13 protein-coding genes are annotated in these 18,605 nt (G+C 57.5%); all 13 read left to right on the forward strand.

Annotated features, from left to right (window positions below; all coding sequences use genetic code 11):
• Positions 1–337: 337 nt before the first annotated feature.
• Positions 338–1,366, forward strand: a complete 1,029-nt coding sequence (locus BLR08_RS17275; protein WP_083537347.1) for an ROK family protein — start codon at positions 338–340, stop codon at positions 1,364–1,366.
• Positions 1,367–1,370: 4 nt separating this feature from the next.
• On the forward strand, positions 1,371–2,612 hold the full coding sequence (locus tag BLR08_RS17280; RefSeq protein ID WP_072333219.1) for an MFS transporter: 1,242 nt from the start codon (positions 1,371–1,373) through the stop codon (positions 2,610–2,612).
• A gap of 286 nt (positions 2,613–2,898) precedes the next feature.
• The gene (locus tag BLR08_RS17285; RefSeq protein ID WP_083537333.1) at positions 2,899–4,269 is read left to right on the forward strand and encodes an MFS transporter; all 1,371 of its coding nucleotides are present in this window, start codon (positions 2,899–2,901) and stop codon (positions 4,267–4,269) included.
• A gap of 173 nt (positions 4,270–4,442) precedes the next feature.
• Complete coding sequence (locus BLR08_RS17290) at positions 4,443–6,080, forward strand: FAD-dependent oxidoreductase (protein WP_072333213.1); 1,638 nt, start codon at positions 4,443–4,445, stop codon at positions 6,078–6,080.
• Complete coding sequence (locus tag BLR08_RS17295; protein ID WP_072333208.1) at positions 6,077–6,415, forward strand: 4Fe-4S dicluster domain-containing protein; 339 nt, start codon at positions 6,077–6,079, stop codon at positions 6,413–6,415. Before BLR08_RS17290 ends, BLR08_RS17295 begins: the two co-directional genes overlap by 4 nt.
• Positions 6,416–6,903: 488 nt before the next feature.
• Complete coding sequence (locus BLR08_RS17300; protein ID WP_072333205.1) at positions 6,904–8,016, forward strand: BMP family lipoprotein; 1,113 nt, start codon at positions 6,904–6,906, stop codon at positions 8,014–8,016.
• 150 nt (positions 8,017–8,166) lie between these two features.
• Complete coding sequence (locus BLR08_RS17305) at positions 8,167–9,690, forward strand: ABC transporter ATP-binding protein (RefSeq protein ID WP_072333202.1); 1,524 nt, start codon at positions 8,167–8,169, stop codon at positions 9,688–9,690.
• The gene (locus BLR08_RS17310; protein ID WP_072333199.1) at positions 9,687–10,760 is read left to right on the forward strand and encodes an ABC transporter permease; all 1,074 of its coding nucleotides are present in this window, start codon (positions 9,687–9,689) and stop codon (positions 10,758–10,760) included. The genes BLR08_RS17305 and BLR08_RS17310 overlap by 4 nt, the downstream gene beginning before the upstream one ends.
• 4 nt (positions 10,761–10,764) lie before the next feature.
• On the forward strand, positions 10,765–11,718 hold the full coding sequence (locus BLR08_RS17315) for an ABC transporter permease (RefSeq protein ID WP_072333196.1): 954 nt from the start codon (positions 10,765–10,767) through the stop codon (positions 11,716–11,718).
• 981 nt (positions 11,719–12,699) lie between these two features.
• The gene (locus BLR08_RS17325; RefSeq protein ID WP_072333190.1) at positions 12,700–13,686 is read left to right on the forward strand and encodes a LacI family DNA-binding transcriptional regulator; all 987 of its coding nucleotides are present in this window, start codon (positions 12,700–12,702) and stop codon (positions 13,684–13,686) included.
• A 107-nt stretch (positions 13,687–13,793) separates the two neighbouring features.
• Positions 13,794–15,581, forward strand: coding sequence for an L-fucose isomerase (locus BLR08_RS17330; RefSeq protein ID WP_072333187.1), 1,788 nt, complete (start codon positions 13,794–13,796; stop codon positions 15,579–15,581).
• A 25-nt stretch (positions 15,582–15,606) separates the two neighbouring features.
• Entirely contained in the window at positions 15,607–17,310 is a 1,704-nt protein-coding gene (locus BLR08_RS17335) for a ribulokinase (protein ID WP_072333183.1), read from the forward strand.
• 209 nt (positions 17,311–17,519) lie between these two features.
• The gene (locus BLR08_RS17340; protein ID WP_072333180.1) at positions 17,520–18,344 is read left to right on the forward strand and encodes a PPK2 family polyphosphate kinase; all 825 of its coding nucleotides are present in this window, start codon (positions 17,520–17,522) and stop codon (positions 18,342–18,344) included.
• The last annotated feature ends 261 nt before the right edge of the window (positions 18,345–18,605 follow it).

Genomic DNA, 18,605 nt, shown 5'->3' on the forward strand with positions numbered 1-18,605 from the left:
CTGATTTTGCCCGTCAAGGAGTTGCCGAGTTCCGTAAGAATGGCAACGTCGCGCGAAAAGCGGCGTAAAAGTCGCTGAGTTTCGTAAAGGAACAGCGGGTTCCGCAAGAGCTCCGGGCCGCCATCCGCTTCTCGTCGTCTGTGCGTTAGGACAGCGTCAAGAAAGAGACGCGCCATGCGAAGCAAGGCCCCCGTTTTGCGGTCCGTTTAGCAGGGCAAGAACAAGCTGCCGAAGAAACGGTTGACGAACGGCCGCGGCAGGAGTAGAGTTTATATTTATTAAAAAACTTTTAATAATAGGTATTAAAAGTGGCGGGAGTGAACGCAATTTGACTCAGATGGCTAACAATTCCATTCGGGTAAAGCAGATTAATACAGAGCTGGTGAAAACTACGCTCAAGTCGCTGCCGGAAGGGGCGGGGACGATATCGGCGATCGCCAAGGTGACCGGGCTCAGTGTGGCGACCTGCGGCAACATTCTTAACGAGCTGGTTGCCACGGGTGAAGTGGAGGAGGCGGAGCCGGAGAAGCCGAACGGCGGCCGCCCGGCGAGGCGGTTCGTGTACAATACGAATTTTTCCTATATCGCCTGCTTGTATGTAAAGATGGAGGGAGGCCGCAACTGGTTGACTTACGCGGTAGCCGACAGTATGGGCGAGGTTGTGGAGGAGAGCACTGCCGAGCATGCATCGGTGACGTACGAGGTGATCGACGAAGCTGTCGCCGGGCTGATCGACCGCTATGCCCGGATTAAAGCCGTCGGTATCGGCATTCCCGGTGTCGTACGCCGGGGCGTCATCGGGGTGTGCGATTTCCGGGAGCTCGTTCATGTGCCGCTGGGTCCACGTCTCAGCGACAAATACGGACTCGAATTTGCCATAGAGAACGATATGAACGCGGCGGTATACGGCTTCTATCGGAACCAGCAGTATGAGGATCACAAAACTATAGCTTTCGTTACATGCCTAAAGGACAATTTGCCCGGCGCGGGCATCATGGTTGACGGGCATATCCTGAAAGGAAATACGAACTTCGCCGGAGAGGTTGCGTTTCTGCCGTATGATCTGCCCCAGGAAGAGCTGCTCGTTCAGCTTAACAGCAGCCGGCACTTCATGCCGCTCGCCGTCAAAATGCTGCGTTCCCTGATCGCTATCATTAACCCGGAGACGATTGCGTTGACAGGCGAGCTGTTCGGGCCGGAGCAGCTCGGCGCGCTGCACAGCGCCTGTCTGAAAGCGATCCCGGCGGAGCATATGCCGAAACTCGTATGGAGGGCGGATATGCACGAGGATTACAGGAACGGGCTGATTTCGATAACGCTCGAGAGGCTTTCTTACGGGTTGCAATTAATTGAGAAAAGGATGTAGTCTTGTGCTAAATACGGAGAAGACAAGACCGTTATCGGTCACGGCCTTATTGCTGACCTTTGTTTTTTTCGGGATTTCGGAAAATATCAAAGGCCCCGCTCTGCCTTATATTCAAGCGGATTATGGCATCAACGAGCTTCAGGTAGGTTATCTGCTCAGCATCAATGCGCTCGGCTTTCTGCTGGCCTGCATGTTAGCCAATTTGCTGATTCAAAAAATCGAAGTCAAGGCTGTCCTGCTTATAGCGCTGATCGTGATGACGTTAGCCGGTCTGCTCATATTCGGTTCAGCCCGGTACGGGCAATTTTCAGCCTCCTACTTTGTTATGTATTTCGGAAACGGTCTGCTCGAAATTGTGCTTTCCATTATAGCGGCGCGGATGTTTCAGCAAAATACCGTCTTCATGATGGGCTTGTGCCACTTCAGCTTTGGAATGGGCTCCACCCTGGGCCCTCTCGGTGCGGCGCAGCTTATCGGCTGGCCGGTTGGCGGCGAAGCGATGACCTGGCAGGGGATGTATGCGATTATGCTGGGTCTCGGCATTGTGCCCATATTATTGGTCGCAATATCGTCCTTCCCCAAGCAAATCAGACATGAAGCGGTGGCTCGGCTGTCGTTCAGGGAGCATCTGCGCGATCCGATTTTGTGGCTGCTGGCCGGCATCATCACATTTAGCGTAATCGTTGAACTGTCCATTGCCGGCTGGCTCGTCAATTTGATGGAGAAAGCCTATGGATGGTCCTCCGGCTCGGCGGCCGGCCTGCTCGCCGCGTTTTTCTTCGTGTTTATGATCAGCCGTCTGGCGCTGAGTCCGCTGATCGAAAGGATGGGATATGCGAAATCGATGATGCTGTTTTCGGCGTTGTGCGGCCTATGCTGTATCGCCGGGGCCGCTCTCGGCTCCTCTTTCTTTGTGCTGTTCGTTCTGGCCGGCCTGGGCGTTGCCCCGCTTTATCCGACCGTTATGGCCTGTGTGACCAAGCTTTATCCGGGCAATACGGACGGCGCCGTTAATTTTATTATTGTCGTCTGGGCGATCGGGAGCATGGGAGGCAATGTGGCCGTTGGCGGATTGACGACCGCATTCAAGGATTGGGCGTCCGCCTGGCTGGGCCAAGAGCGCGGGCAAGTGCTTGGTCTGGAGCTTGGCTTTATGTTTATAGGTTTACTCGCGCTGATCGGCGCGTATATGAGCTGGATGCTGCTCAGAAAGATGCGCTCCATGGAGACCGTTCGTTCTTATTAAGGGGCAAAGGCGTGTTCTGGACGACGGGGGACATGTTTGACAAGGCTTGCTCCCGGGCGAGCAGGCTGCGAATCCCGCCAAGGCCTGCTTGCCCAGACGAGCAGAGTAGGAGTCATGTCCGCCCGCCTCCTTTGCTCCATTGACAAAAAGAACGGGGCCGTGCTAGCTTAATAGCAATAACTTGCCTGTCACAAACAGAGGTCATTCGGCTCCTCGCACTGCTTGAGGAGTGCCGAAGCCTCTAAATAGTTGCAAATGCAAGCAATCAGGGGGCTGATTACGAACCATGACTGCCACAACAGCACCAATGGCTTCAAAGGGACGCTTCTGGCTGATCACGGCTATCGCGCTGGGCACGATGCTGAATCCGCTCAATACGTCTATGATCGCGGTCGCTTTCTCCAGACTGCAGGAGCAGTTCGCGGTCGATTACAGCGCGATCTCCTGGCTGATCGCGACCTACTATGTCGCCAGCGCCGTTGCCCAGCCCGTCATGGGCAAGCTGGGTGATTTGTTCGGCCGCAAGCGGCTTTTCCTGACGGGCTTGGCGCTTGTCACCGTATCCTCCATGCTGGCTCCGTTCTCGACAAGCGTCGGGTGGCTGATGGCGTTCCGCGTCATTCAGGCGATCGGCACATCTGCTTTATATCCGTCAGGCATGGGCATCATCCGCCAAGTCGTGACGACGAATCTGGCCCGAACGCTGGGCATCATGTCGATATTCGGCTCCACCTCGGCAGCCTTCGGGCCTTCCTTGGGCGGAATTTTGCTGCATTACAGCGACTGGCCTGCGTTGTTCCTGATCAATTTCCCAGTCATTCTGATTTCTTTCATGCTGGCCGTACGCGTGATGCCTAAGGATGGAGCTGCCCAAAAGCCAGCCCCCGGCGCGCTGGATGGCTGGGGTATCGTTTTTTTCGTCGTATTGATTGTCGTATGGCTGTTTTTCTTCCTTTCCATCCAAACAGGGGTCAACTTCTGGCTGCTGGGTGCAGGCTTGGCGCTTAGCGCAGGCTTTTATGCGTTCGAGGCCAGGCGGCGTTTTCCGTTTGTCGACGTGCGGTTTTTGGCGGGCAATCGTCAGGTGACCCGGGTCTACATTCAATTTATCCTTGTAAATATTGTGTTTTATTCCGTGATGTTCGGCATCCCGTCCTATCTGCAGCAGGTCAGGGAGTTCGATTCCCAGCATGTCGGGCTGCTGATGCTCGCCATATCCGGCTTCGGCGTGTTCGTGACGCCGCTGGTAGGCCGCTGGATCGACCGGGCCGGCTCGAAGATTCCGCTCATCATGGGCTCGCTCATCGTGCTGACGGGCACGCTGCTGCTGCTTACGCTGCAGGACGACAGTCCGTCCGCCTGGATATTCCTTGTGCTTGCCGTACTCGGCATCAGCTCAGGCTTCCATAATCTAGGTTTGCAGACGGCCTTGTTCGCTTCCGTTGCGAAGGCGGAGACCGGGATTGCCTCGGGCTTGTTTATGACAAGCCGTTTCATGGGGACGATTTTGTCCTCGAGTCTGCTCGGCGCCGTATTCGGTCATGGCATTACGACAGACAAGCTGCACGGATTGGCTGTCGCCTGCGCGGTTATCGGGGGGCTGATCCTATGGCTGTCGCTGCTGCTGCCCGCACGGGCCGGGACGGTTAAGCCTTGACGGCAGACCGGATCGATGCTAGAATTCATTTTATCCAAGTATTTTACTATGAATAGTTGTAGTATAGGTCGACCTTTTCAAAGGAGACTTCCATCTTTTGCGCGTGCGCAGGAGAGCGGAAGTCTTTTTGTTTTCAGCGGACATTCGGATATTAATGAAGGAGGCATAATGAGATGAGTCCAACCGACATACATTTACAGGCGGATGTGCTGATTATCGGCGGAGGTCCGGCGGGCGCTTGGGCGGCGCTGACGGCAGCCGGGCGGGGAGCCAAGGTTGTGCTGGTCGACAAAGGTTACTGCGGAACAAGCGGCGCGACGGCACCGTCGGGGACGGGCGTCTGGTATGTGAAGCCCGATGAGCAGGCCCGGGAGGAAGCGATGGCGAGCAGGGAAGGGCTCGGCGGGTATTTGGCCGACCGGGGCTGGATGAAGCGCGTGCTGGACCGGACGTATGCCAACATCAACAGCCTCGCTGCGTGGGGATATCCGTTCCCCGTAGACGAGACGGGACAGCCTCACCGCCGGAGCGTTCAGGGGCCCGAATATATGAAGCTGATGCGGAAAAAGGTGCAGAGGGCGGGCGTTCGCATCCTCGATCACAGTCCGGCGCTGGAGCTGCTGGCTGATCAGCATGGCGTAGCCGGAGCGGCTGGCGTCAACAGTCAAACAAAAGCGACGTGGAAGGTCGAGGCGGCGGCAGTTGTCATCGCAACCGGCGGCTGCGCCTTTCTGAGCAAGGCGCTCGGGACCAATGTGCTGACGGGGGACGGATATTTGCTCGCCGCGGAAGCGGGAGCGGATTTTTCGGGCATGGAATTTTCGACGGCCTATTCGCTGGCTCCTGCTTTCTCGCCCGTGACCAAGTCGGCGTTTTATGTGTGGGCGACCTTCTACTATGAGGACGGCCGGGTGATTGAGGGCGCGGGCTCCCAGCGTGGTCGTTCCGTTATTGCCCGCACGCTGCTGAAGGAGCCGGTCTACGCCCGCCTCGACAAGGCGGATGACGTCGTCAAGAAGGCGATGCGCCAGGCGCAGCCTAACTTCTTCTTGTCGTTTGATCGCCTCGGCATAGACCCGTTTACTCAGAAATTTCCCGTGACGCTGCGATACGAAGGTACGGTCCGCGGTACGGGCGGCATTCACATCGTCGATGAGAGCTGCGCTACGAAGGTGCCGGGTCTGTACGCGGCAGGCGATGCGGCAACAAGGGAGCTGATCTGCGGCGGCTTTACCGGCGGAGGCAGCCACAATGCGGCTTGGGCCATGTCTTCGGGCTATTGGGCCGGGGAAGGCGCTGCCGGCTATGCGCTCAAGCAAGGGGCGCAGGCGGCGGGGCGCGGGGCTAAGGGGCTGTCGGAAGCGAGCGGTGTGCCGACAGGGCCGTCTCCGGCAGCAGGCAAATCCGATGCCCATGAGATCGTCAAGGCCGTGCAGAACGAGGTGTTTCCTTACGACCGGAACTGGTTCCGCAGCGGCGCCGGGCTGCAGCAGGGGCTGAACCGGCTCGAACGGGTGTGGCGGGAGGTCAAGCAGGGGCTCGGCGCAAGCGACGGCAATGTCGTTCGCATCCGCGAGGCGGCGGCGATGACGGCGACCGCCAGGTGGATGTTCGCCAGCGGGCTGGAGCGCAGGGAAACGCGGGGCATGCACCGTCGGGAGGATTTCCCGGCGCAGGATGCCAGTCAGCATTACCGCATCGTGAGCGGGGGACTGGAGCAGCCTTGGGCGAAGCCTTTAGGGCAGCAGGGACAACCGGGACGGCAGGACGGCGCGGGCGGCATCCAAGAAGCGGAGGTGGTTAACCTATGATCGAGCTATTAAGCAAGGAACGCTGCATCAGCTGCAATCAATGCGTGTCGGTTTGCCCGACCAATGTATTCGAGCGCACCACAGACGGCATCCCGGTCATCGCGAGGCAATCCGACTGCCAGAGCTGCTTCATGTGCGAGCTGTATTGCCCCACCGATGCGCTGTATGTGGCTCCGCTGGCGGATGAACAAACCCGGGTCGATGAAAGCGAGCTGATCGATCGTGGTCTGCTCGGCAGCTACCGGGAAAATCTCGGCTGGGGCAAGGGGCGCAAGTCCACAGCCTCGGCAGACGGCTCTTATATCATCTTCCAGCGGATGAGAGCTTCCCACTAACACAGTCCGCGGAAAAAGACGGGGAGGATGGTTGATGCCTCCTCCCGCTCATAACAGGCTTTATGTTAGGCACGCCTTTCCTGATTTTTGGGGGAAGGCGTGTTTGCTGTGTAAAAAATGCGCAAATGGAGAACAATACCTTTGCAGGGAGTTCACTCAAGCTTTTGAGCGGCTCATGGGTCCTCTTGGGAGCGCCGTTGATCTTTCCTGAGTTTAACAACTGTGCTTCAAGGGGTAAGAAAAGAAGAGTGTGTGAAACAAAGGAACTAATTATTTACAAAATTTGCGGTTCCACTTATATTTAATTTAATGTAGCCGCTCCAATTGGCGGAGTGCCCTGCGGCTTTTGAACAATGTTCAAAATATCCGGTTGACAGGGGTTGTACAAGCTCACGGTTTTGGAGTAAATTTATAAAGGTGCACCAGGGCCAACAGCTGCAAGAGAGCAAAAGCTGCAAATATTATGAAGAAAAAAGGGGTAAGAGCGCATGAAAAAAGGAATAATCTCATTAGCCATCGTAAGTGCCATGATGTCGGCAGTTGTCGGATGCGGCAGCAATAACGCCGCCAAGGAGCCGGCGGCAGGCGGGTCGACCGCTCCGGCTGCGGGTGCGAAGTTTCAAGTGGGCATGGTGACCGACGCGGGTACAATCGACGACAAATCGTTTAACCAAGGCACTTGGGAAGGACTTCAGAAGGCCGGCAAGGAGTTCAGCCTGACGACCAAATATTTGAAGCCTGCAGGAACTACGGAAGCGGACTATCTGAAGGAAATCGGCAATCTGTACGATGCCGGATTCAAATTTATCGCAACGCCTGGCTTCAAGTTCGAAACGGCTGTGTTTAAAGCGCAAGACAAATACAAGGACGCGAAGTTCATCATTCTGGACGGCGCTCCGCATGCCGGCGACAACAAGCCGGTTGTTAAGGAAAATACGGTCGCGATTTTCTTCGCCGAGCATGAGTCTGGCTTCCTCGCGGGAGCGGCAACGGCTCTGCAGCTGAAGGAAGGCGAAGCGGGCTTCATCGGAGGGATGGAAATTCCTGCGGTTCAGAAGTTCAACTGGGGCTTCCAGCAAGGCGTCAAATATGCCAACGAGAAGCTGGGCACGAAGCTGACGATAAAGCCTGAGAACGTCATCTACCAAGGCAGCTTCGATAACGTGGCGGCCGGCTCGCAGCTGGCGGCACAAATGTTCGACAAAGGCGTCAAAGTCGTGTTCACGGCGGCCGGCGGCGTCGGCGTAGGAGCGATCAACGAAGCCAAAACGCGCGCGAATGCCGGGAAAACCGCATGGATTGTCGGCGTTGACGTCGATCAGTTCGCAGACGGCGTATACAAAGACGGCAAGTCGATCATCCTGACGTCCGCGATGAAGAAAATCGACCATGCGGCGTATGACATGGTCAAAGCAGAGAAGGACGGCCAGTTCCCTGGCGGCAAAACGCTTACCTTCGATGCGAAAAACGACGGCGTAGGCATTCCTGAGAAAAACCCGAACCTGAGCGACGATACGGTTGCCAAGGTGAAGGATCTTGCCGCCAAGCTGAAAAGCGGCGAAATCAAAGTTGCCGGCGAAAAAGGCGACTTGATCAAATAATCCGATAGCTGCGCAAAAGTCAGTGAATCAACCGAAGAGACGGGACAAACCGTCTCTTTTTTTCCTCGACCGGATCTGTCCGCGGGCAGGGAAAACATCGCCAGCCATGGATTCGGGGAGTTGAACTAGAGCCGGGAAGGAGTAGCAACGATGGAATATGTGGTCGAAATGCTCGGTATCCGCAAGGAATTTACGGGAATCGTAGCCAATGACGATATTACCCTTCAATTGAAAAAGGGCGAGATCCATGCCCTCCTCGGTGAGAACGGGGCGGGCAAATCGACCCTGATGAGCATCCTCTTCGGCATGTACCAGCCTGACCTCGGAGTGATCAAGGTTGGCGGGCAAGAAACGAAGATCGCCAATCCGAATGTAGCGGGCAAGCTGGGAATCGGGATGGTCCACCAGCATTTCAAGCTGGTCAGCAACTTTACGGTAACGGAGAATATTATACTTGGCAACGAGCTGCGCAGGGGGCTTGTGCTGGACTTGGCTTCCGCGGCGAAGCGCATCGAGGAGCTGTCCAAGCGTTACGGGCTTAATGTAGATCCCTATGCCAAGATTGAAGATATTTCGGTAGGGATGCAGCAGCGGGTGGAAATTCTGAAGATGCTGTACCGCGACGCCGAGGTGCTTATCCTGGACGAGCCTACGGCTGTCCTCACTCCCCAGGAGATTCAAGAGCTGGTCCACATCATGCGCAGCCTGATCGCCGAAGGCAAATCCATCATTATCATCACGCACAAGCTGAAGGAAATCAAGGCGGCCGCTCACCGCTGCACAGTCATCCGCCGGGGCAAGACGATCGGCACGGTCGATGTGGCGACGACGAGCGAGCAGACGATGGCGGAGATGATGGTCGGCCGGAAGGTGACCTTCAAGGTGGACAAGGCGCCGGCCAGGCCCGGAGAGGTCGTGTTGAAAGTCGATCGTCTGACCGTGAACAAGGCCAAAAACGTGCCGGGCCTCAAGTCCTTCTCGCTGGAGGTGCGGGCCGGCGAAATCGTCGGCATCGCCGGCGTGGACGGGAACGGACAGTCCGAACTGGTCGAAGCGATCACCGGGCTGCGCAGGATCGAGTCGGGCTTGATCGAATTCAAGGGTGCGAGCATAGCGGAGCTATCGATCCGAAAGCGCATTGAAAGCGGTATCGGACATATTCCCGAGGATCGGCAGAAGCGCGGTCTTGTGCTTGATTACACGCTGGAAGAAAATATGGTGCTGGAAATTTATAACCGGGAGCCGTTCTCGAAGAACGGCATCTTGAACAAATCGAAGATCCGGTCCTATACGGAGTCGATCCTGTCGGGCTACGATGTGCGCTCCGGTCAAGGAGCCGCCTCCGTCACCCGTTCGCTCTCCGGGGGGAACCAGCAGAAGGCGATCATCGGGCGGGAGATCGAGCTGAATCCTACGCTGCTGATTGCCGTTCAGCCGACCCGGGGACTCGATGTGGGCTCGATCGAGTACATTCACAAGCGGCTGATCGAGCATCGGGACAAAGGCAATGCCGTGCTGCTCATCTCCCTTGAGCTGGATGAAATTTTGAACGTTTCCGACCGGGTGGCGGTAGTGAACAACGGCGAGCTGGTGGACACCGTGCTTGCGGAGGAAACGAATGAAAATGAAATGGGCCTGATGATGGCTGGCGTTAAACGGGGGGAGACGGCATGAGAAATACCGCCATATCGCTGATGGCCGTTGTGTTCGGCTTGCTGGCCGGCGCCGTGCTGATGCTGGCGACGGGCCATAATCCGATGCTAGGCTATAAATTTCTGTTTGAAGGCGGCTTGAAAAATCTGGAGCGCTTCGGCAATACGCTGGCTACGGGGACGCCGCTGATCTTTACGGGGCTGTCGGTGGCGTTTGCGTTCCGGACGGGGCTGTTCAATATCGGAGCAGCCGGTCAAATGCTGTTCGGCGGCCTTTGCGCGACGGCTGTCGGTTTGAATCTCGACGTGGCCAGACCGCTGCTGCTACTGCTTATGGTGATCGCGGGCATGATCGGCGGGATGCTGTGGGCTTGGATTCCGGGGCTGCTGAAGGCCAAATATAACGTCCATGAGGTCGTATCCACAATCATGATGAACTGGATCGCTTATTGGACTGTGTATTATGCGGTTCCGGCCTACCTGAAGGCAGAATTTCTGGAAACGGAGTCGAAAACGCTGCCTGAGGCGGCCACGCTCCGCGTACCGGTGCTGTCGGAGATGTTCGGCGGCTCTTATGTGAATCTCGGCTTATTTCTGGCCGTAATCACCGTGATCGTCATTGCCTTCATTATCAATAAGACGACGCTGGGCTACGAATTGAAGGCGGTCGGCTTTAATAAACACGCAGCCGAATATGCCGGGATTGCGGTCAACCGCAGCGTCGTGCTGTCGATGGTTATCGCCGGCGGTTTGGCCGGTCTCGCAGGCGTGGCGCATTATGCGGGCAATGCTTCGAGCATCCAGATCGGGCAGCTGCCGTCGCAAGGCTACGACGGAATCGCCGTCGCTCTGCTGGGCGCGAACGCTCCGGTAGGCGTCATGCTGGCCGCGCTGTTCTTCGGACTGCTGTATTCGGGCCGCGGCTTTATGAACGCGATGACGGAGATTCCGCCGGAGATTGCGGATTCGATTATCGCGATTATTATTTACTTTGCGGCAACCAGCGTGCTGATGGACCGGCTGATCCGCTGGTTTATCGCCAGGGAGCGGAAGCCCGCCGCGGCGGCCGCAGCCAAAGGGAAGGGAGAGTAGCCGCATGTGGACAACGATTCAGCAAATTTTCCCCTATGCGATCATGTTTACAATTCCCCTCCTGATCACGGCGCTGGGCGGCCTGTTCAGCGAACGAAGCGGGATCGTCAATATCGGCCTTGAGGGCCTCATGGTCGTGGGATCCTTTGTCACTGCGTTCGTCATCGTCAAGCTTAACGAGGTCTACCCGCATAATCCGCATGTCGCCTGGTTCGGCTTGCTGGCGGCGGTGCTGGCCGGCATCTTGTTCTCGCTGCTTCATGCCTTCGCGAGCATCAATCTGAGCGCCAATCAGGTTATCAGCGGTACGGCCATCAACATGATCGCAGGCGCGCTCACCGTGTTCCTGGCCCGGAATATGACAGGCAGCGGCAACATTCGCATCCAGAACGGTCTGCCGCCGATCGATGTGCCTTGGCTGATGGATATACCAGTGCTCGGACCGCTGTTTTTTACGAAAACCTATCTGACCACCTGGATCATCCTGGCTGTCGTGCTATTAAGCGGGTTTGCGCTGAAAAAGACGGCGTTCGGGCTGCGGCTTCGCGCCTGCGGAGAATACCCGCAAGCGGCAGAGGCCGCCGGGGTGAACGTGCGCAAGATGCGGTATATCGGCGTCATGATCTCAGGGGCGTTCGCCGCGCTGGGCGGCGGCATCCTGATGGTAACCATCGCCGGCGAATTTACCGGCAATGTAGCCGGTCTCGGCTTCCTCGCGCTGGCCGCGCTGATCTTCGGCCAGTGGAGGCCGCTCGGCGTGCTCGCGGCGACGCTGTTTTTCGGCTTTGCCAGCACGCTGGCGAATGTATCCCAGGTGATTCCTTCGCTAGCGGTCATCCCGCCGTTTATTTTGAAGGTATTCCCTTATGCGGTGACCTTGATCGCGCTGATCGTCTTCTCGAAGTCGTCTCAGGCGCCTAAAGCTGCGGGGGAAGTGTTCGATTCGGGCAAGCGATAAGCGAGCTGAAGACTGAAAGAGCCGTCTGCGAGTTTGCAGGCGGCTTTTGGTCGTGGTACGCCCAGCATGGGCGTCATCTCTAGGGTGAAAGTCCCAAAAGGGGGCTGGCGAGCGCCTACCATAGCCAAGGGCAAGGGTGTCCACCGCGAGGTGGAATCCGAAGGAAGCCGGAGGCAAATGCACGGGCCAAGGTACACGAACCCAATTTGAGGCAGGATTAGCCGAATGAGTCACCCATACATGACGAAATCCAAAGCCGCCAAGGGCCAATTCTGTAGACTTGGGTGGTCGGGGGCAGAAAGATAACGTTCTTATCTGGGGAGGCTGTGGGACACACGAAATCATTTCGTAACCGCGGCAAAGAAGCCGCGCTGAACCTACAGGAGTCAGCAGAGGCCATAGTGCGGGAGTATGGGACGTCAGAAACCGGAAGGGCTGAACCGGAAAGAGAGAGGAAACCGATGCGTTCGCATGAAGAACAAAGACAGCAGAAAATCTCGCAAGAGAGCTCGCGGCAAAGAGAAGCGGTGAAGCCGTCAGGGTATGCCGGAACGCCGAGTTCTTCGTCGGCACAAGTCTCATCAAAGAGGGACTAGGCTGCGCGTATTCAGCAACTAGACGCGCTTATACGATTTTCCGTGTACATTTCACCCTTTTGACCGTCTGTAGAACGTATCTATACGATTTTTCGCACAAATTTCCTGTTTTTGGCCGTCAGCAGGGCCCAAGTGTACGTTTTTTCGTATAAATCCTTTATATTAATCGCCAATCTGGCGCATATTGTACGATTTTTCGGCTATTGCTTGAAGGGCCTCTTGTGAGGGAGACTCTGAGTTAAGCCTTAGCAGAGCAATATACTCCAGCTGCGCTCCCTAACAGGCAGGCGAGGGAATTTTAAAAAGAATTGAGTATTCCGGCAGGCTGTGGTATTTTGGATATGTAAACGTTATACTATTAGTTTTTATAGATTGAGGAGTACTTATGGGCTCGATAACGATCAAGGATGTGGCGGCCGCAGCGGGCGTATCTACGGCTACGGTCTCGCGCGTGATGAACCGCAACGGGTATGTCAGCGAAACGGTGCGGATGCAGGTGGAGCGGGTGATGGCCGAGCTTAACTATCAGCCGAATGCGCTGGCGCGCAGCTTGAAGCAGGAGCGGACGCGTACGGTCGGGATGATCTTGCCGGATATGACGAATCCCTACTTCATGTCGGTAAGCCGTCAAGCGCAGCAGCGGCTGCTGGAGCGCGGCTATCATCTGATTTACATGGATTCGGCGGAAGACTCGCAGAAGGAGCTGGAGGCGATCCGGCTGCTGCAAGGCATGAGAATCGAAGCCTTGATCCTGGCAGGAACCGGGCATAACGGAGAGCTGCTGCAGCTGCTTATGCAATCGGGGCTGACGGTAATTTTGCTGGACCGCATCATTCCCGGCGTGCATGCCGATCAGGTGGTCGAAGACAATGTGTCGGCCGCTGAGGAAGGGGCAGCTTATCTGCTCGGCAAATACGGCGAGCGGATCGGCATTATCGGCGGGCCTTCGACTATTAGCACGGCCGGCGAGCGGCTGCGGGGCGTGCGGAACGCCTATGAGCGGTCAGGAAGAAGCCTGGCTGAGGAATGGGTGTATACCGGCGATTATTCGCGGGCCTCGGGCATGCGGGCATGCGATTATTTCATGAGCATGCAGCAGCCGCCGGAGGCGATTTTCTCCGCGAACAACGAGATGACCTACGGCTTCTATTGCGGGCTGAGAGAAAGAGGGTTGCGACTCGACGCGCTTGAGGTCGTGTCGTTCGGACAGCTGGATGCGGCTGCTTTATTCGCCAACAAGCTGTCTGTCATCGTACAGCAGCCTGAGCAGATCGGCGAAGCTTTGACCGAGATTATATTCAAACGGCTGGAGCAGGATGCGACCGGCCGAGAGAAACGATTGTTTGTTCCGCGATTTGAGAAATTCTCATAGCGCGTTTTTTTATTCGATGTGTAAACGTTAACACAAACTGAACTATGTGTTAACGTTACCATAAAAACGAGCACTGATCTTATCATTTTAAGGAAGGAATGATTGGAATGGCACAAGGTATCAACCGGCTGGTCGGCGATATGCCGAAAATAGGCATACGCCCTGTTATCGACGGTCGCAGGGGAGGCATCCGCGAATCGCTGGAGGGCGTGACGATGCAGATGGCCCAGACCGTCTCGGAGCTGCTCAGCGCTGAATTGAAGCATGCCAACGGCCTGCCCGTGGAATGCGTTATCGCCGATACATGCATCGGAGGAACGGCGGAGGCCGCCCAGGCGGCAGCCAAGTTCGAGCGGGCGGGAGTAGGCGTGTCCATCACCGTCACGCCTTCGTGGTGTTATCCGCTGGAGACGATCGATACGACGCCTCATTGGCCCAAGGCGATCTGGGGGTTCAACGGCACGGAGCGTCCGGGAGCGGTTTATTTGGCCGCGGCCAATTCGGCCCATAATCAGAAGGGGCTGCCGGTATTCAGCATCTATGGCCGGGATGTCCAGGACATGGGCGATGCCGGCATACCGGAGGACGTCCGGACGAAGCTGCTGCAGTTCGCCAAGGCGGGGCTTGCGGTCGCGACGATTCGTGGAAAATCGTACTTGTCCATGGGTTCTGTGTCGATGGGAATCGCGGGCTGCATCGCGGACGAAGCTTTCTTCGGCGGCTATCTGGGCATGCGCAATGAATATGTCGATATGACTGAGTTCATCAGGCGGATGGAGCGCGGAATTTACGATCAGGACGAGTATGAGCGGGCGCTGGAATGGACCCGGGAGCATTGCAAGCTTGGCCAAGACGTGAATCCGGAAGCGCTGAAGCGGACGGACGAGGAGAAGGCCAAGGATTGGGAAACCGTCGTGAAAATGACGTTGATTGCGAAGGACTTGATGATCGGCAACCCCAAGCTGGCGGAAATGGGCTATGGCGAGGAAGCGCTGGGGCGCAATGCGATCGCGGCGGGCTTCCAGGGGCAGCGGATGTGGACGGATCATTTCCCGAACGGAGATTTCATGGAAGCGATACTAACCTCTTCGTTCGACTGGAACGGAATCCGCGAGCCGTTTATTCTCTCAACGGAGAACGACACGCTGAACGCCGCAACGATGCTGCTGGGCCATCTGCTGACTGATGCCGCTCAGTTATTCGCGGATGTGCGGACTTATTGGAGTCCGGAGGCGGTTAAGCGGGTGACGGGCCAAGAGCTGACGGGCAAGGCGCAGCATGGCGTCATCCATCTGACCAACTCCGGACCCGCCGCTCTGGACGGCACGGGTCGTCAGAAGCGCGAAGGCAAGCCGGCGATGAAGCCGTTCTGGGACATTACGGAGCAGGAAGTCAAGGAGTGCCTGGAAGCAACGGCCTGGTGCCCGGCGGTAGACTTCTTCCGCGGCGGCGGCTTTTCCACCGATTACCAGACGGCCGACGGGATGCCTGTTACGATGGCGCGCATCAATATTGTGCAGAGACTCGGTCCTGTCCTCCAACTGGCGGAAGGATATACGGTTGAGCTGCCCCAGGACATGCATGATATACTGGATCAAAGAACGAATCCGACCTGGCCGACGACCTGGTTCGTCCCTAACCTCACAGGCGGCGGCCCGTTCCGCGACGTATATTCGGTGATGAACGCCTGGGGCTCGAATCATTGCGCGCTCAGCTACGGACATATCGGCTCCAGCTTGATCACGCTTGCGTCCATGCTTCGCATCCCGGTCAGTATGCACAATGTGCCGGAGGAGCAAATTTTCCGGCCGAGCGCCTGGAGCCAATTCGGGACGGCTGATCCCGAAGGAGCGGACTACCGCGCCTGCGCGCAATTTGGGCCTTTGTACGGGTGATCGGAAGAGAGGGAGGAAATAATCGATGATTCAGCATCAACGCAACCGCTATGTGATCGGCGTAGATTACGGCACGGAGAGCGGCCGGGCGCTGCTGGTGAATGCTGCGGACGGCGAGGAGATCGCGGCGCATGTGACCCCTTATGCGCACGGCGTCATCTCGCGGAAGCTGCCCGGTACGGGCATAAGCCTGCCGGCCGATTGGGCGCTGCAGCATCCGGACGATTATTTGGAGGTGCTGCGCACCTCCATTCCGGCCGTTATGCGGAAGGCGGGCGTGAAGCCGGAAGAGGTGATCGGGCTCGGCGTAGATTTTACCGCCTGCACCATGCTGCCGGTAACGGCTGAAGGAGTGCCTCTCTGCAAGCTGGAGAAATTTCGCGATCAGCCCCACAGCTGGGTGAAGCTGTGGAAGCATCATGCGGCAGCGCCGCAGGCGGAGCGGGTGAATGCGGTGGCCCGCGAGCGAGGCGAGGTTTTCCTTGCCCGCTACGGCGGCACCATCTCCTCCGAGTGGCTGCTGCCCAAGGTGCTGGAGACGGCCGAAGAGGCGCCGGCCGTATTTGAGGAGGCCGCTTATTTCGTGGAAGCGGCGGACTGGATCGTCTGGCAGCTGTCCGGCGGGTTGTCCCGAAGCAGCTGCTGCGCCGGGTACAAGGGCATATGGCATAAGACGGAGGGCTATCCGCCGGACGAATTTCTGAAGCAGCTTGACCCGCGGCTGGAGGGGCTTTATTCCACCAAGCTGGCCGGCCGGGTAGACGCGGCCGGGCACCGGGCAGGCGGACTTACGCCGCAGCTGGCGGCGGATCTCGGGCTTGCGCCGGGGACGGCCGTCGCAACCGCGATTATCGACGCCCATGCGGCCGTGTTGGGCTGCGGAGTAACCAAGCCCGGCAGCATGGTCCTTGCGATGGGCACCTCGCTGTGCCATATGGCGCTGAGCGACCGGGAGGAGCTGATCCCGGGCGTAAATGGCGTTGTCGAGGACGGGATCATCCCCGGTCTGTTCGGGTACGAGGCCGGACAGCCTGCCGTCGGGGACATGTTCGCCTGGTTCGTGGAGCGGATCGCCGTCGGCGAAGCCGGCCGGCAAGCGGAGGCCGAGGGCATAAGCGTCCACGGCTGGCTGGAGCGCGAAGCGGCCAAGCTGCTGCCGGGCCAGTCCGGGCTGCTCGCGCTGGACTGGTGGAACGGGGGGCGGTCGCCGATTCTGGACGAACGGCTGTCGGGGCTGCTTGTAGGTCTGCGGCTGGATACGACTCAGGCGGAGATCTACCGGGCGTTGCTCGAAGCGGCGGCCTTCGGGACCAGGCGCATCATCGAATGCTTCGAGGAGGCCGGCATTGCGATCGATGCCTTGTATGCCTGCGGCGGTCTTCCGCCGAAAAACAAGCTGCTCATGCGCATCTTCTCCGATGTGACCGGCAAGCCGATCAAGCTGGCCGCTTCAAGCCAGCCGGTCGCTCTGGGCGCAGCCATCTGCGGCGCAGCTGCAGCCGGGGCCGAGGCCGGCGGCTATGACAGCCTGCCGGAGGCCGTCACAGCAATGGGACGGCTTCGGGAGGAGGAGCTTGTGCCGGAGGAGCGCAGCAGGCAAGCGTTCGACAGCCTGTATACGCAGTACCGGCTGCTCCACGAAGCATTTGGACTCGGCGGCGGCCCGCTTGGCGGCGTGATGCGCACGCTCAAGGCGCTAAGCCAGGCGGAAAGCGGGAGCCTGCCCTAAGGCTTGACCGCACGTGGGTTGACTCAGCGAGCGTACGGCATGATCTGCCTGTCGGCTTTCCCAGTCCGTATGCCGCCCGCTCCCTCAGATCGGCAGAACAAACCCCCGTTTGCCGAGGAGTAGGACACGGCGCGTTTAAACTTATCCGCTGTTGGGTAATCTCCAAAGATAAGCTTGCCGCAGGGCAAGCTCCAGGGAGGCGAAGCAAGATGATCAAGTCCTATCTATGGAAACCGGACAAAGAAAAACGGCTAAGCGACTACAGTCCAACCGATACTTGCCTGATCAAAAGCAAAGAGGATGTCCGTGAGCATACCTCCAAGCTGAAGGAGGAGCTGAGCGAGCTGCAAAGCCAGTTGTTCGCCCAGAAGCAGTATTCGCTGCTGATCATATTTCAAGGCATGGACTGCAGCGGGAAGGACGGGACGATCCGCAAGGTGCTGAGCGGAATCAACCCGCAAGGCTTCAGGGCTGTTTCGTTCAAGAAGCCGACAGAGGAAGAGGCCGCTCACGACTTTTTGTGGCGAACGCATAGCCAGACGCCGGCCCGCGGCTACATCACCGCTTTCAACCGTTCGTATTACGAGGAAGTGCTCATTACGCGGGTACACGGTCAGATCGATAAGAAGGAAGCGAAGCGGCGATTTGAATTGATCAGGCATTTCGAAGAGCTGTTGGCCGGACACGATACGGTAGTTCTAAAGCTGTTTCTGCATATTTCCAAGGGGTTCCAGATGCAGAAAATCCGCCAGCGGCTCGAAGATCCGGCCAAGGCCTGGAAGTTCGATCCGAATGATCTGGCTGAGCGGAAATATTGGGACGAGTACCAGCAGGCTTACGAGGATGTGTTCAACCACTGCTCTGACAAGCAGGCGCCTTGGTATATCGTGCCCTCGGACAACCGCTGGTTTCGCGACTATCTGGTCTTAAGCATCATCACGGACGCGCTGCGCAAGCTGCCTCTGGCTTACCCCAGGATGTCCGGGGCCGCGGCGGAAGCGGCGGCCGAGCTGGGCGTCAGCCTTAATCATTGAAGAAATAAACACTGCGATTGTGCGGCATCCTTTTCTCCAAGCAGGGAGGAGAAGGGGGGGCTCGTTGACGCAGTGTTTTTTTTGGAGAGTAAGGAAAATCCTATGTCCACATCAATGCCGCGGGGCGGCGCTAAAGGTGATGAAAATGGGACTAGTCTGAGCTTGGGCTATGTTCAGTACATGTCCGAATTTTCGGAGTAGACCGAAAGCATAAGGGGAATTTTTTTCGAAAACGTATAGCCGCATACCCCGTCAGAGGAG

The sequence above is a fragment of the Paenibacillus sp. cl123 genome (assembly GCF_900101595.1).
Lineage (GTDB): Bacteria > Bacillota > Bacilli > Paenibacillales > NBRC-103111 > Paenibacillus_G.

Excerpts from the sequence above, each read along its gene's own strand:
- BLR08_RS17325 (WP_072333190.1), top strand. The coding sequence starts at position 12,700 with ATGGGCTCGATAACGATCAAGGATGTGGCGGCCGCAGCGGGCGTATCT.
- BLR08_RS17275 (WP_083537347.1), top strand. The coding sequence starts at position 338 with ATGGCTAACAATTCCATTCGGGTAAAGCAGATTAATACAGAGCTGGTG.
- BLR08_RS17300 (WP_072333205.1), top strand. The coding sequence starts at position 6,904 with ATGAAAAAAGGAATAATCTCATTAGCCATCGTAAGTGCCATGATGTCG.
- BLR08_RS17335 (WP_072333183.1), top strand. The coding sequence starts at position 15,607 with ATGATTCAGCATCAACGCAACCGCTATGTGATCGGCGTAGATTACGGC.
- BLR08_RS17290 (WP_072333213.1), top strand. The coding sequence starts at position 4,443 with ATGAGTCCAACCGACATACATTTACAGGCGGATGTGCTGATTATCGGC.
- BLR08_RS17310 (WP_072333199.1), top strand. The coding sequence starts at position 9,687 with ATGAGAAATACCGCCATATCGCTGATGGCCGTTGTGTTCGGCTTGCTG.
- BLR08_RS17330 (WP_072333187.1), top strand. The coding sequence starts at position 13,794 with ATGGCACAAGGTATCAACCGGCTGGTCGGCGATATGCCGAAAATAGGC.
- BLR08_RS17285 (WP_083537333.1), top strand. The coding sequence starts at position 2,899 with ATGACTGCCACAACAGCACCAATGGCTTCAAAGGGACGCTTCTGGCTG.
- BLR08_RS17295 (WP_072333208.1), top strand. The coding sequence starts at position 6,077 with ATGATCGAGCTATTAAGCAAGGAACGCTGCATCAGCTGCAATCAATGC.
- BLR08_RS17305 (WP_072333202.1), top strand. The coding sequence starts at position 8,167 with ATGGAATATGTGGTCGAAATGCTCGGTATCCGCAAGGAATTTACGGGA.
- BLR08_RS17340 (WP_072333180.1), top strand. The coding sequence starts at position 17,520 with ATGATCAAGTCCTATCTATGGAAACCGGACAAAGAAAAACGGCTAAGC.
- BLR08_RS17315 (WP_072333196.1), top strand. The coding sequence starts at position 10,765 with ATGTGGACAACGATTCAGCAAATTTTCCCCTATGCGATCATGTTTACA.